Annotated in this window: 12 protein-coding genes; 3 read left to right on the top strand and 9 right to left on the bottom strand. The window is 60.9% G+C overall.

What is annotated here, in order from left to right:
- Window positions 1-22: 22 nt before the first annotated feature.
- The 9 genes from bamA to ABRA89_RS08690 all read right to left on the bottom strand — a co-directional run bounded on the left by bamA (window position 23) and on the right by ABRA89_RS08690 (window position 10,239).
- Window positions 23-2,503 carry an outer membrane protein assembly factor BamA gene (bamA, locus tag ABRA89_RS08650; RefSeq protein ID WP_349941060.1) on the bottom strand — a complete coding sequence of 827 codons (2,481 nt, stop codon included), beginning with the start codon at window positions 2,501-2,503 and terminating at the stop codon, window positions 23-25.
- 193 nt (window positions 2,504-2,696) lie between these two features.
- A complete protein-coding gene (gene rseP, locus ABRA89_RS08655) occupies window positions 2,697-3,836 on the bottom strand; it encodes an RIP metalloprotease RseP (RefSeq protein WP_349941061.1) in 1,140 nt (379 codons plus the stop codon).
- Window positions 3,837-4,094: 258 nt separating this feature from the next.
- Entirely contained in the window at window positions 4,095-4,949 is an 855-nt protein-coding gene (locus ABRA89_RS08660) for a phosphatidate cytidylyltransferase (protein ID WP_349941062.1), read from the bottom strand.
- A 10-nt stretch (window positions 4,950-4,959) separates the two neighbouring features.
- Window positions 4,960-5,712: an isoprenyl transferase gene (locus ABRA89_RS08665; RefSeq protein WP_349941063.1), complete on the bottom strand. Its 753-nt coding sequence runs from the start codon at window positions 5,710-5,712 to the stop codon at window positions 4,960-4,962.
- A 20-nt stretch (window positions 5,713-5,732) separates the two neighbouring features.
- The gene (frr, locus tag ABRA89_RS08670; RefSeq protein WP_349941064.1) at window positions 5,733-6,290 is read right to left on the bottom strand and encodes a ribosome recycling factor; all 558 of its coding nucleotides are present in this window, start codon (window positions 6,288-6,290) and stop codon (window positions 5,733-5,735) included.
- A gap of 48 nt (window positions 6,291-6,338) precedes the next feature.
- Window positions 6,339-7,058, bottom strand: a complete 720-nt coding sequence (pyrH, locus tag ABRA89_RS08675; protein WP_349941065.1) for a UMP kinase — start codon at window positions 7,056-7,058, stop codon at window positions 6,339-6,341.
- 200 nt (window positions 7,059-7,258) lie between these two features.
- Window positions 7,259-8,182 carry a translation elongation factor Ts gene (gene tsf, locus ABRA89_RS08680; protein ID WP_349941066.1) on the bottom strand — a complete coding sequence of 308 codons (924 nt, stop codon included), beginning with the start codon at window positions 8,180-8,182 and terminating at the stop codon, window positions 7,259-7,261.
- 141 nt (window positions 8,183-8,323) lie between these two features.
- On the bottom strand, window positions 8,324-9,178 hold the full coding sequence (rpsB, locus tag ABRA89_RS08685) for a 30S ribosomal protein S2 (RefSeq protein WP_349941067.1): 855 nt from the start codon (window positions 9,176-9,178) through the stop codon (window positions 8,324-8,326).
- A 191-nt stretch (window positions 9,179-9,369) separates the two neighbouring features.
- Window positions 9,370-10,239 carry an EipB family protein gene (locus tag ABRA89_RS08690; protein ID WP_349941068.1) on the bottom strand — a complete coding sequence of 290 codons (870 nt, stop codon included), beginning with the start codon at window positions 10,237-10,239 and terminating at the stop codon, window positions 9,370-9,372.
- Between the two features lie 119 nt (window positions 10,240-10,358).
- Here ABRA89_RS08690 and ABRA89_RS08695 point away from each other — a divergent pair, with 119 nt between their 5' ends.
- Genes ABRA89_RS08695 through ABRA89_RS08705 form a run of 3 tightly spaced genes read left to right on the top strand, consistent with a single transcriptional unit; the run spans window position 10,359 to window position 12,829 of the window.
- Window positions 10,359-10,826, top strand: a complete 468-nt coding sequence (locus ABRA89_RS08695) for a RidA family protein (protein ID WP_349941069.1) — start codon at window positions 10,359-10,361, stop codon at window positions 10,824-10,826.
- Window positions 10,823-11,566, top strand: coding sequence for a glycerophosphodiester phosphodiesterase family protein (locus ABRA89_RS08700; RefSeq protein ID WP_349941070.1), 744 nt, complete (start codon window positions 10,823-10,825; stop codon window positions 11,564-11,566). The genes ABRA89_RS08695 and ABRA89_RS08700 overlap by 4 nt, the downstream gene beginning before the upstream one ends.
- A 60-nt stretch (window positions 11,567-11,626) precedes the next feature.
- A complete protein-coding gene (locus ABRA89_RS08705; protein WP_349941212.1) occupies window positions 11,627-12,829 on the top strand; it encodes a GNAT family N-acetyltransferase in 1,203 nt (400 codons plus the stop codon).
- The last annotated feature ends 15 nt before the right edge of the window (window positions 12,830-12,844 follow it).

Genomic DNA, 12,844 nt, shown 5'->3' on the forward strand with positions numbered 1-12,844 from the left:
CGCATGATGTGTCCTTAGCGCTTTAGAAGCGCGAGGAGAAGCCGAAGGAGAATTCTTCCGTTTCGTCGAAGTCTTCCTTCGCGAGCGGCTCGGCGTAATTGACGCGAAGCGGACCGAAGGGCGAATCCCAGATCAGGCCGACACCAACCGATGCGCGAAGCGATGCATCTGTACCGACGACACCGGCGACGTTCTCGAACTGGCTACCCCAGAGCGTGCCGGCATCCGCAAAGAGCGCACCGCGGAAGCCAAGATCGCGAGACAGGAGGGGCAGCGGGAACGTCGCCTCTGCCTGCGCTCCGGCATATTGCGTACCACCAATCGAGACGCCGTTCTGGCGCGGACCGAGACCCTTCGATTCAAAGCCTCGGACAAGATCCTTGCCCTTGAAGAAGTTGTCGAAGACACGCAGGTCGTCGCCACCGATCGTGGTCACATGACCACCGGTTGCTGAGACCGAACCGATCAGATCGTATTCTTCGCTGATCAGCGTGAACGCGCTCGCCTTACCGGTCGTCTTCAGGAACTCAGCGTCGCCGCCGAGACCCGCATATTCCTGCCCTGCCTGGAGGAAGAAGCCTTCCCGCGGCTGCTGGGAATTGTCCAGCGTGTTGTAGACAAGCGAGTACGATACCGAAGACGTCGAGTACGGGCTGTCGCAGATCGCCTCGTTGATGATCGGCGAATCGGTGAAGTTCGGAGCGCGCGCGACATCGTTGTTGTCGTCTACGACGTTGACGCCGAAGGCGTTAACGAAGGCCGCCGGATTCGGATTTCCGCAGGTGCTGCGGATCGGATCGCCATCGGCATCTTCAAAACGGTTGCCATTGTCGGGCTGGGGAAGATCGAGACCGATATCGTCGCCGAACTCTTCTTCCTTGTAGTTATAGGCGACCTGAGCAGTCAGATTCTCGGTGATCGGCGCCGCAACGCGAATATCACCGCCGGTGCGCATCGTATCGTAATCGCCGGCGGTCGATTCGGAACGATAGATGTCAAAGCCGACGGCAAGGCGCTGACCGAGGAAGTACGGTTCGGTGAAGGACAGATTGTAGCTGCGCGATTCGGCACCGAAACCGGCCGAAACCTTGATGAACTGACCACGCCCGAGGAAATTGCGCTCGGTTACGCCGATCTCGGCAACCGGCCCCTCGCTGTCGCCGCCGGTCGTATAACCACCACCGATGGAGAGCTCGCCCGTCGGCTTCTCGACGACGTCGATGATAACGATCACACGGTCGGGCTCAGCGCCCGGCGCGGTGGAGACGTTGACCGTTTCGAAATAACCGAGATCTTCCAGACGCTGCTTGGCGCGCTGGATCAGGACCTGATTGAAGGCGTCACCTTCGGAAACATCGAACTCACGACGGATGACGTAGTCGCGGGTTTTCTCGTTACCACGGATCTCGATGCGATCGACATAGGCGCGCGGCCCCTGGTCGATCACGTAATTGACGCCGATCGTGCGGCTCGCGAAGTCGCGATTGCCGCGCGGCGTAACCTGCGCGAAAGCAAAGCCCGAACCGGCGAGACGATCGGTGAGATTGACGATGGATTCTTCGACGTCTTCGGCGCTGTAAACCTCGCCGGCATCGGTTTCGAGTTCGCTGTAGAGTGCTTCGGAGTCAACCTCGGCGATCGTCGAGTCGATCGTGATGTTGCCGAAGGTGTAGCGCTCACCCTCGTCGACCGTGAAGGTGACGAAATAAGCGTTGCGCTCCGGGTCGAGCTGGGCATTCGCGGAGATGATCCGGAAATCGGCGAAACCGCGGTTATAGTAGAAGCGGCGCAGCTTCTCTTCGTCGGAGCGCAGTCCCTCTTCGGAATAGACATCGTTGCGCTGGAGCCAGCTCAGAATGCCGCTCTCGCGAAGCGCGATCACCTGCTTGAGGCGCGAATCGCCGTAGAAGTTATTGCCGACGAAGTTGATCTGCGCGACCTTCGTGCGGTCACCTTCCTGCATCGTATAGATGACGTTGACGCGGCCCTGACCAAGTCGCTGGACCTGCGCGTTCACGAGGGCGTCGCTGCGGCCGATATTGGCATAGGCCTCGCGAATGCGCTGCACATCGGCATCGACCTGGCTCTGCGAAAAGGCGCTGCTCGGATTGGTCTGAACGAGGGTGTCGAGCTGCTCGTCCTTCAGCTTGGAATTGCCCTGGAAAAGAACCTGATTGACGACGGCGTTCTCGGAAACGTCGATGATCAGAGTACCGCCGGACTGGCTGACGCGCACATCCGAGAACATGCCGGTCGAGAAGAGCCGCTGGACGATCGCGTCCTGATCGGCTTCGGTCACGTTCGTGCCTGTCTGGATCTGGCTGAAGCTGCGGATCGTCGAGGCTTCGACTCGGGAATTGCCGCGCACGTCGATTCGGTTGACGACGGCGGCTTCGGCGAGACTGATCGAAGCTGCCTGCAAACCGACAACGGCCAGCGCCAAAGCTGCCGTCGAACATGCAGCCGAGAGCGAGGCTCGCAGTTTGTTTTGTCCAGCCTTCATAGACTCACATACCTTCCCGTCATTGACCATTGGTCATCACTCGCGGACATCGGGCCTTTTGTATCCACTTCGTCATGCCACGCAAGCAAACTCGCCCAAGTCCGTTGACGTTTTGGAAACGGCGTTGCTCTCACAACACGGGTGCTTTGGTCATGGTGAACCAATGCTTAAGCCCCTCGTCGCAGGGAGTCCGTCAAGTCAGCCCTGAGAGATCGTTCCAGAAAGCAAACACCATCAACATCATGACGAGGCCGAGACCGATCCGGAACCCGACTTCCTGAACGCCCTCGCTTAGTGGGCGCCCGCGGATCGCTTCGAAGGCATAGAACAGGAGATGGCCACCATCGAGCATGGGAATCGGCAACAGGTTCAACAATCCGATCGAGACCGAAAGCAGAGCGGCCAGATTGAGCAGCGCGCCAAGGCCTAGATTGGAAACCTCGCCCGAAACCTGCGCGATGCGGATCGGACCGCCGATCTGATCGGCATTCTGCCCACCCGTAATCACCTGTCCGATGAAGTGTACGGTCCGCGTGGTGACGAACCATGTCTGCTCCACGCCATAACCGACCGCCTGGATAGGTCCCAATTCCTCGGTGCGGAAGGCCGACGCTTCGCCGCTCGCGATCAGCCCGATGACCGGTATGTTGTAGGTCTTGCCGAAACCGTCGTCGCGTTCCTCGATCTTCGGGGTCACATCGAGCTGCAACGAACGGCCGTCGCGATCGACCGTGACGACGATCGGATTTTCGCCGTGTCCGCTGACATAATTCTGGAGATCCGAGAAATACGTAACTGTTTGACCGTCGATCGCCTTGATCAGATCACCGGCCTCGAAACCCGCAGCCTCAGCAGGCGAGTCGGCGACGACATCCGCGACGATCGGATCGGCGACCGTCCGACCGTTTACGAAGGCAACGCCGGCAAAGATCACGATCGCCAGGATAAAGTTGGCGATGGGTCCCGCCGCGACGGTCGCGGCACGCCGGCCGACCGATGCGGTCGGGAAGGCCTCGCGTCGCTCTGCGTCCGTCATCGCATCGACCGCCTCGCGGTCTGGCGTCGACGCCGCACTCTCATCACCGAAAAACTTGACATAGCCGCCGAGCGGAATGGCCGAAAGCTTCCACCGGGTGCCACGCCTGTCAGTCACCCCGAATAGCTCCGGTCCGAAACCGACGGAAAAAGCGAGGGAGCGAATTCCGCTCCAGCGTCCGACGAGATAATGGCCGAGTTCGTGGAAGAAGACGATGATCGTCAGGACGAACAGGAACGGAATGATATAGATGAGACCGCCATTCCAGAGCGCTCCCAGACCGATCCCGTTTTCCATCGAAGACTCCTCATGATCCCGTGTGAGCCGAGGCTCGAAGGATTGTCGCCGTAGCGTCATACCCTTATGGCTCAGTTTTAATGCCCGAAACTAGCCACCATCATGACCATGCCTGCCAGGTCATGGCGCTTTCGGACGGAAGACACGCGAAGGCCGGCTGAAACGCGTGGCGTGCGTCGACGCTTACATCATCGTCACGTAAAATTCGATTGCGCCGATGAGCCGCTTTCTAGCGATCCTGGAATAACTTCGAAAGCGTCATTGGCCGAAAAGGCCGAGAGCGGGCTCAAAGAAGTCGCCATTGAGTGCTCCGACCAGAAATGCGGCGGCCGCGGCGAAGATCAGCGCGTCGATCCGGTCCATGACACCGCCATGGCCCGGGATGATCCGGCCGGCATCCTTCACGCCGAAACGCCGCTTTATCCAGGATTCGAAGAGATCGCCGCACTGTCCTAGGAACGAGAGCCCCGACGCCAGCGCCAGGAGTGCGAAATTCACCTCGGGGGCGACGATGGCGAGATAGATTGCGGCAAAGATCACGCCGGCTGCCAGCCCGCCGAGTGCACCGGAAATCGTCTTGTTGGGCGAGATCGAGCGCATGAGTTTCGGCCCGCCGATACTGCGGCCGGTGAAATAGGCGAAGATATCCGTCGCCCATACGATGATCGCGACAAATCCGATCGCTATCAGTCCGGTCAGATCGTCCGATCGCAGAAAGCCGAGAGGCAGTGAGGCAAGCGCTGCATAAAGTAGGCCTCCGAGTGTCCAGACCGCTCGCCGCTCGTTGCGGTCTACGAAGGCGATGAAGGCCATGCCCGCGCCGAGAACGGCGAGCGCGATTCCGTTGAGTCCGAAGAGAAACAAGAGCAGGGTCAGATAAAGACAGCGCTTCGCGAACGGATGGATCGGCCCCGCCCGCCGAGACGATCTCGTGATCCGTGACCACTCGTCGAAGACGATGACGCCAATGACGGCGCACAGAATCCGGAATGGGAAGCCGCCGATCACCGTCAGGACGACAACCAGAATGATAAGAAGGATCGCCGACAGAACGCGCGATTTGAGGTCGCCCCAGGTCTTGATCGCCTTGAGGCGGTTGATCAGCTCTGCCATCCAGGATCAATTAGGATGCGATTTCGCGGGACAATCCCCCGAACCGACGGTCGCGCGAGGCGTATTCCCCGATTGCTGCTTCCAGAGCATCTCTGTCGAATTCCGGCCAGTTCATCGGCATGAAGACGAATTCGGAATAGGCCGCCTGCCAGAGTAGGAAATTCGAGAGCCGAATCTCGCCGCTGGTGCGGATAATGAGATCGGGATCGGGAATGCCTACCGTATCGAGATGCGCAGTCACCGCTTCATCGTCGACTGTATTCGCGTCTAGTTCGCCGGCGGCGACTTTGTGAGCGATCGCCTTCACCGCGCGGGCGATCTCGTCGCGCGCACCATAGTTGAACGCGACAACAAGAGTCTGACGGTCGTTGTGCTGCGTGAGGTTTTCTGCCTCTTCGAGAAGCGACAGGATATCCGGCTGGAGATTTTCGCGGGCCCCGACGATCCTGACCCGGACGCCTTCTTTGTGAAGATCGGCGAGATCGCGTCGAATGAACATCTTCAACAGGCCAAGAAGCTCATCGACCTCTTCGGGTGGACGGCTCCAGTTCTCGGATGAAAAGGCGAACAGTGTCAGGTATTGGATACCGAGTTCGCCGGCCGCTCTCACCGTCGCCCGAACGGCCTCCACACCACGGCGATGGCCGACGCTGCGCGGCAGCCCTCGAGCCCGCGCCCAGCGTCCATTGCCGTCCATGATGATGGCGACGTGTCGGGGATGTCGCACGGGGCTCGATCCTTCTCGATTCGGTTCAGGTCTCATTCGATCCCGGACAAAACCGGCTAGACCTGCATGATCTCTTGTTCCTTCGCGGCGAGTGTCTTGTCGATCTCGCTCACCGCGTCGTCCGTCATCTTCTGGACCTGTTCGGACATCTGCCGGTTGTCGTCCTGGCCGATGTCGCCGTCCTTTTCCATTTTCTTCAGGCTGTCCATGCCATCGCGGCGAACGTGACGGACGGCAACCTTTGCCTGTTCGGCATATTGCTGGGCAACCTTCACCAGTTCCTTACGCCGCTGCTCGTTGAGCTCCGGCAGCGGGATACGGAGCGTCGTCCCGTCGGTCACCGGATTGAGGCCAAGATTGCTCTCGCGAATTGCACGCTCGACCTTACCAACCATTTGCTTGTCCCAAACCGTCACGCTCACGAGGCGCGCTTCGGGAACCGAGATATTGGCGACCTGATTGATCGGCATCTGCGTGCCATAGGCATCGACCATGACCGGATCGAGCAGGTTCGGCGAGGCGCGCCCGGTCCGCAGACCGGCCAGATCGCCCTTGAAGGACTGGATCGCCCCGTCCATGCGTCGTTTCATATCGTCGAAGTCAAAATCGGCCATCGCGCCGCTCCCATATTCATTCTAGTTCGGAGTTTCCTCGCCGCCATGTCAGTCATTGACGATGGTCGAGCGCCCTCCCCCTGACAATATACGCGCCAGTTCGCCCTTCTCGTGGATGGAGAAGACGACGATAGGAATTTTATTCTCCCGCGTCAGCGCCACCGCGGCTACATCCATGACGGCGAGTCCCTGGTTCAGCACGTCGTCATGGGTGAGATGGTCGTAGCGAACCGCATCCGGGTTCTTCTTCGGATCGGCGGAATAGATGCCGTCGACCTGCGTCGCCTTGAAGAGCGCCGCCGCACCCATTTCAGCCGCGCGCAACGCGCCGGCGGAATCAGTAGTAAAGAACGGATTACCTGTGCCGCCGGCGAAGATCACGACGCGGCCAGCTGCCTGGTGCGCAAGCGCCTTCAGCTGCGAGAAGCTCTCGCAGATCTCCGGCATCGCGATTGCGGAAAGCACCACCGCATCGACACCCATCTTAACGAGAGAGGTTCTCAGCGCCAGCGCGTTGATGACGGTCGCCAGCATACCCATGTGATCGCCGGTCACGCGGTCGCCGCCCTTCGAGGCCACGGCGACACCGCGGAAGATGTTGCCGCCACCGATGACGATCGAGATATCGACGCCAAGCTCGCGGGCTTCGCGAATGTCAGCGGCAATGCGGTCCGCCACGGAAACGTCGATTCCGAACCCCTGATCGCCCATCAACGCCTCGCCGGACACCTTTAAGAGGATCCGCCGATATTTGATGCCTGACGCCATGGTTCACTCGCTCGCGCTGGCGGCGGCCGCTTCGCACCGGCTTTTCGCATCCGGATGAAACGCCGCGCCCTGCAATGGAAGCCGCATTGAATTTCTCGTTCCGCACGGTCGCGCCGCGGGAAGCGGCCCTTGCGATACAGGAAGGGCGCCCGCTTGTGAAGCGGACGCCCTTCAGGATTTCATCGATTTTAGCGGGGGTCTCAGCGACCTGCTGCTGCCGCCACTTCAGCAGCGAAGTCGCTCTCTTCGCGCTCGATGCCTTCACCGAGGGCAAAGCGGACATAACCGGTGATCTTCGCGGTGCCGCCAGCGGACTTCGCCGCTTCTTCGAGCGCCTTCTCGACCGTGAGGTCGGGATTGATGACGAAGTTCTGCTTCAGGAGTGCGACCTCCTCATAGAACTTGCGCATCCGGCCTTCCACCATCTTTTCGATGATGTTCTCCGGCTTGCCGGAAGCGCGCGCCTGATCGGAGAAGATAGCCTTCTCACGCTCGGCGACGTCGGCATCGACCTGATCCGGCGAAAGCGCAAGCGGATTGGTCGCCGCGACGTGCATCGCGACCTGACGACCGAAAGCCGCCATCTTCTCCTTGTCCGCATCGGTCTCGATCGCGACCAGAACACCCAGCTTGCCGACGCCGTCAGCCACCTGATTATGGATGTAGGTCGCAACAGCTCCGTCCGCGACGGTGAGCTGAGCCGCACGGCGGAGCTGCATGTTCTCGCCGATCGTGCCGATCAGGTCCTTGATCGTGTCGCCGACAGCCTTGTCGGAGCCGGGGTAGCCAGCATTCGAGACAGCTTCAACCGTGCCATCAGTCGACAGGGCGACCTCGGCGACATTGCGGACGAGCGCCTGGAACGCATCGTTGCGGGCGACGAAGTCGGTCTCGGAATTCACCTCGACGACCACAGCCGTGCCGCCCTCGGAAGCCACACCGATCAGGCCTTCAGCGGCCGTGCGGGAAGACTTCTTGTCAGCCTTCGCAATACCCTTCGTGCGCAGCCAGTCGATCGCTGCTTCCATGTCGCCGTTGTTTTCGTTCAACGCGGTCTTGCAGTCCATCATGCCTGCGCCGGTCTTCTCGCGCAGTTCTTTCACCATGCCAGCGGTGATAGCCATCTCATCGTCCTTTTTGGATATGAATGGCGCACCACGTTTCGCTAAACGGGTGCGCCGCAATGTTTGCGGGGCGGGCCGATCTGTTCAAAAATCAGCCGCGCGCCTCAAAGAATCATCGAATGCCCGCTTGGGCCTTCGAGTTCAGCCTGCCGGCGTTGCGGCGGTCTGGGCAGCCTGCCCAACCGGCTGTTCCTCGACCGGAGCTTCGCCCGGCTGGTCAGCCGGAACCTCGGCTTCCGACTTGGCTTCCTCGATGACTTCCGCCGGAGCGTCTTCCATCTCGCCGATATCCATGCCCGAGTCGCCCTGCTGGCGGGCAATGCCGTCGACGGCTGCGCGGGCGATCAGATCGCAGTAAAGCGCGATGGCGCGGGAAGCATCGTCATTGCCCGGGATCGGGTAGTCGACGCGGGCTGGATCGCAGTTCGAATCGACGACAGCGACGACCGGAATGCCGAGGCGGCGCGCCTCGTCGATCGCGATCGACTCTTTGTTGGTGTCGATGATGAACATCATGTCCGGCACACCGCCCATGTCGCGGATGCCACCGAGTGCGGTCTCGAGCTTGTCGCGCTCGCGGGTGAGCGTCAGGCGCTCCTTCTTGGTGAAGCCTTGGGCTTCGCCGGCAAGAAGTTCGTCGAGCGTGCGCAGGCGCTTGATCGAGTGCGAGATCGTCTTCCAGTTCGTCATCATGCCGCCGAGCCAGCGGGCATTGACGTAGTACTGGGCCGAGCGCTGGGCAGCGTCGGCGATGATGTCCGAGGCCTGGCGCTTGGTGCCGACGAAGAGCACGCGACCACCGCGGGCGACCGTGTCCGACACGGCCTGCAGGGCGCGGTGCAGAAGCGGAACCGTCTGCGCCAGATCAAGAATGTGAATGTTGTTGCGCGCGCCGAATATGTACGGCGACATTTTCGGGTTCCAGCGGTGAGTCTGGTGACCGAAGTGAACGCCGGCTTCGAGAAGCTGGCGCATGGAATACTCTGGAAGTGCCATTTATCCTGCCTTTTCCGGTTTGACCTGGCACGGGAGAAGCGAAAATCGCCACCGGTGGAGCTTCACGGCTCTGTCAGAAGCACGCAAAAATCCGTTCCCGTGTGTGGAATGAGCGCGCCGGTACCCCATCTCGGCCAAGAAGGCAAGACGCGAAGCTATCGGCACGCCGTTGCTATATGAAGTGTGGCCGTCTATTTTTCAACCGGCTCGCCGGAGCAGTCGGCCGCCTGCAGCGGCGTGAATTCGCTGATCGAACCGGTCAGGCTATAGCCGTCGAAATTCATCGTCAGCGCGTCGGAAACGCCGTTCTCGTAAAGTGTGTAGCTGGTCGAAAAATCGGGTTCGGAATCCGTATTATCCGTTTCATCGTAATAAGCTTCGCTGATCCGCCAGCGGTCGAGGCCTGCCAGCACTTCGCTGCCCGTCTTGTCCTCGGCCGCCTTGCCGTCTTCGCTATCCTTGCTCGCGACCTCCGGCTCGTCGGGCATATCCGAGATAATCGATGTCGAACGGGTCTGCTTTTCGGCTTCGGGATCGCCGTCGAATATCTGCGCCTCGTAGACGAACTCACCCTTCTTCGCCGCCTCGATAAGATTGCGCGTGTGCGAGATCGGGAAGGATGCCGCTCCGATCTCCACCGTCTTGTCCGATGGCTGATCGTAGCGCACCTCGGTCTTGCCGCCGCCCGTCGTCGCCTTGCCGATCGAGGCCTGATCGCGCAGGCCGTCCACCGTCGATACGTTGGAGAATTCCAGCGTCTTGCCGTCGATCGCCTCGTCGAGTTCGATCTGTTGGTCGACGACGATCAGCTCCTGATTGCCGACAAACCGGGCGACGAACCGATATTCCAGTTCGTAGGCATCGCAGCTGTCGTGCTTGACCTCAACCACGATACGCCCGTCGATCGAGTCGAAATCCGAACTCGGCTGGCCGCTGGATACGAGATCGTAGACCGCACGGTGAGGAAACAGCTCCATAGCGGACGCCCCATGGGGCGCTGCAAAAAGGGCGGCCAAAGCCGCGAGGGTTACCGAAGACGGTCGCAATCTCAGTCGTGTCATTCGTCTTGGCTCTTTCGTGTATTGCGCCATTCGGCTAGGCCTTCGGAACTATCGCCGATCTTCCGGAGATCTCTTTCATACAGGCCAAGCCTCCGGGACAACAGATGGATGCATCAGGAATGACTCACAATATCGAAACGCAGTTGGCGCAAGCCGGGATCACTCTGCCACAGGCCGCAGCTCCTGCCGCGAACTACGTACCCTTCGTCACATTCGGCTCCCTCCTCCAGACCTCCGGTCAGCTTCCGCTGGAAGGCGGCTCGCTGCCGATGACCGGCAAGCTCGGCGCCCAGGTTTCGCTGGAAGACGGCCAGAAGGCTGCCAAGCTCTGCGCCATCAACATCCTCGCCCAGGCGAAAGCGGCTGTCGACGGCGACTGGGACCGGATCGGCCGCCTCCTGAAGCTGACTGTCTTCGTCGCCAGCGACCCCACTTTCGTCGAGCAGCACAAGGTCGCCAACGGCGCCTCCGACTTCATGGTCGAGATCCTCGGCGATATCGGACGTCATTCACGCTCGGCCGTCGGCGTTCCTTCCCTGCCGATGGATGCGCCGGTCGAGATCGAAGCGCTGTTCGAGCTGAAGTGAGCAGCGCCAAAACGGGCGCGCCCACCTGGTTGTCGGCGCGTCCCTATGCCCATCGCGGCCTCCATGACGGCAATCGCGCGGTGCCGGAAAACTCACTCGCAGCCGCGAAGCTCGCGATAGACCAAGGTTTCGGCATCGAATGCGATCTCCAGCTCTCACGCGACGGCGTGCCGGTCGTCTTCCATGACGATGACCTGAAACGGCTGACGGGACGCAACGGCGACGTCGTCTCTTTGGATGCAGCGGACCTGACCCGGCTCAAGCTCTGCGAAACGGCGGAGACCATTCCAACCTTCGCCGAGCTTCTCGATCTCGTCGCGGGCCGCGTCCCATTGCTCATCGAATTGAAAAGCAGCGGCACGACCGATCGAGAAACCTTTGTCTCAGTAGTGGCCAAGTGTCTCGCAACCTATGACGCGCATGCCGCGCTGATGAGTTTCGATCCCGAATTGGTCGCGTCATGCCGCCGGACGGTCAACGACCGGCCCGTCGGACTGACTGCGGAAGGCGCCGATGCGCAGGCGCTTCACCAACACGAGACAGTCGCGAGCCGAGGCTTCGCTTTTGTCTCCTACAACCATCGACACCTTCCCAATCGCTTCACCGAGGACCTGCGGAGACGCGGCATTCCGGTTCTCTGCTGGACCATCCGTTCCGAGGACGAGGCCCGCAACGCCCTCGCCCACTCCGACCAGATCACGTTCGAGAGCTTCCTGCCCAAGGCCGACACTCCCGGATAAGTGAGGCCGAGGCCATATGAAGCGGTTGCCGCAGTGCAAACACCCGCATATTTCAACCCCATGACCGAAGCCGCACGCCAAGAAGCCGTCTCCTTGAGCCTTCGGGTCGTGGACGACATCCACGCGATCGACAGCGCCATCTGGGACAAGCTGGCGGAAAACGACGCCGGCCTTGCGGATGCGGCGCGCGGGCCCTCCAACCCGTTTCTCTCCCACGCCTTCCTTTCAGCTCTCGAAGACTCGGGCTGCGTGGGCGAGCGAACCGGGTGGTTTCCCCAGCATCTGATCCTTGAGGACGAGACCGGCGGAATTCGCGGCATCGCTCCCGCCTATGCCAAGACGCACAGCCAGGGCGAATATGTCTTCGACTACGGCTGGGCCGACGCCTTTCAGCGGGCCGGCGGACGGTATTATCCGAAGCTTCAGCTTTCAGTGCCGTTCACGCCGGCCGGCGGACCGCGGCTCCTCGTCGGCCATGGCGAGAACGCGAACGTCTTCCGTGCCGGGCTGATCCAGGGCATCGAAGCCTATTGCGATCAGACCAACGTTTCCTCGGCCCATGCGACCTTCCTCCGTGACGAGGATCGCGTCCTGATGGAAAACGCCGACTGGCTCCACCGCACGGATCAGCAGTTCCATTTCTACAATCGCGGCTTCTCGACCTATCAGGATTTTCTCGACACGCTTTCCTCGCGCAAACGCAAGGATCTGCGGAAGGAACGGGCAAAGGCGCTGGAAAACGATATCGAGATCGTCTGGCTGACCGGCGACGATCTCACCGAAGACGCTTGGGATGCATTCTACGAGTTCTACATGGACACCGGCGCGCGCAAATGGGGCCGGCCCTATCTCAACCGCCGTTTCTTTTCGCTCGTCACCGAGCGCATGGCGGACCGCACTCTCCTGATCATGGCAAGGCGCAAGGGCCGCTATATCGCCGGCGCGCTGAACTTCATCGGCGCCGACCGGCTCTACGGCCGCAACTGGGGTTGCATCGAGGACCACCCCTTCCTGCATTTCGAGGTCTGCTACCATCAGGCGATCGATTTCGCGATCGAACAAGGCCTGACGGTCGTCGAGGCCGGCGCCCAGGGCCAGCACAAACTCGCCCGCGGCTACGAGCCGGTGACGACCCACTCGGCCCATTACATCCGCCATGCGGGCCTTCGCGCCGCGATCGCCGACTATCTCGAAGCCGAGCGGGAAGAGGTGGAGCACATGAGCGAACTCTTGGGCGGGCATACACCGTTCCGGAAGGGATGAGCCGGAGTAGGCGCG

The organism is Fulvimarina thalattae (assembly GCF_040239565.1).
Lineage (GTDB): Bacteria > Pseudomonadota > Alphaproteobacteria > Rhizobiales > Rhizobiaceae > Fulvimarina.

Bases quoted from the DNA above. Each gene is read 5' to 3' on its own strand.
- bamA (WP_349941060.1), bottom strand. From the start codon at position 2,503: ATGAAGGCTGGACAAAACAAACTGCGAGCCTCGCTCTCGGCTGCATGT.
- rseP (WP_349941061.1), bottom strand. From the start codon at position 3,836: ATGGAAAACGGGATCGGTCTGGGAGCGCTCTGGAATGGCGGTCTCATC.
- ABRA89_RS08660 (WP_349941062.1), bottom strand. From the start codon at position 4,949: ATGGCAGAGCTGATCAACCGCCTCAAGGCGATCAAGACCTGGGGCGAC.
- ABRA89_RS08665 (WP_349941063.1), bottom strand. From the start codon at position 5,712: ATGAGACCTGAACCGAATCGAGAAGGATCGAGCCCCGTGCGACATCCC.
- frr (WP_349941064.1), bottom strand. From the start codon at position 6,290: ATGGCCGATTTTGACTTCGACGATATGAAACGACGCATGGACGGGGCG.
- pyrH (WP_349941065.1), bottom strand. From the start codon at position 7,058: ATGGCGTCAGGCATCAAATATCGGCGGATCCTCTTAAAGGTGTCCGGC.
- tsf (WP_349941066.1), bottom strand. From the start codon at position 8,182: ATGGCTATCACCGCTGGCATGGTGAAAGAACTGCGCGAGAAGACCGGC.
- rpsB (WP_349941067.1), bottom strand. From the start codon at position 9,178: ATGGCACTTCCAGAGTATTCCATGCGCCAGCTTCTCGAAGCCGGCGTT.
- ABRA89_RS08690 (WP_349941068.1), bottom strand. From the start codon at position 10,239: ATGACACGACTGAGATTGCGACCGTCTTCGGTAACCCTCGCGGCTTTG.
- ABRA89_RS08695 (WP_349941069.1), top strand. From the start codon at position 10,359: ATGACTCACAATATCGAAACGCAGTTGGCGCAAGCCGGGATCACTCTG.
- ABRA89_RS08705 (WP_349941212.1), top strand. From the start codon at position 11,627: ATGACCGAAGCCGCACGCCAAGAAGCCGTCTCCTTGAGCCTTCGGGTC.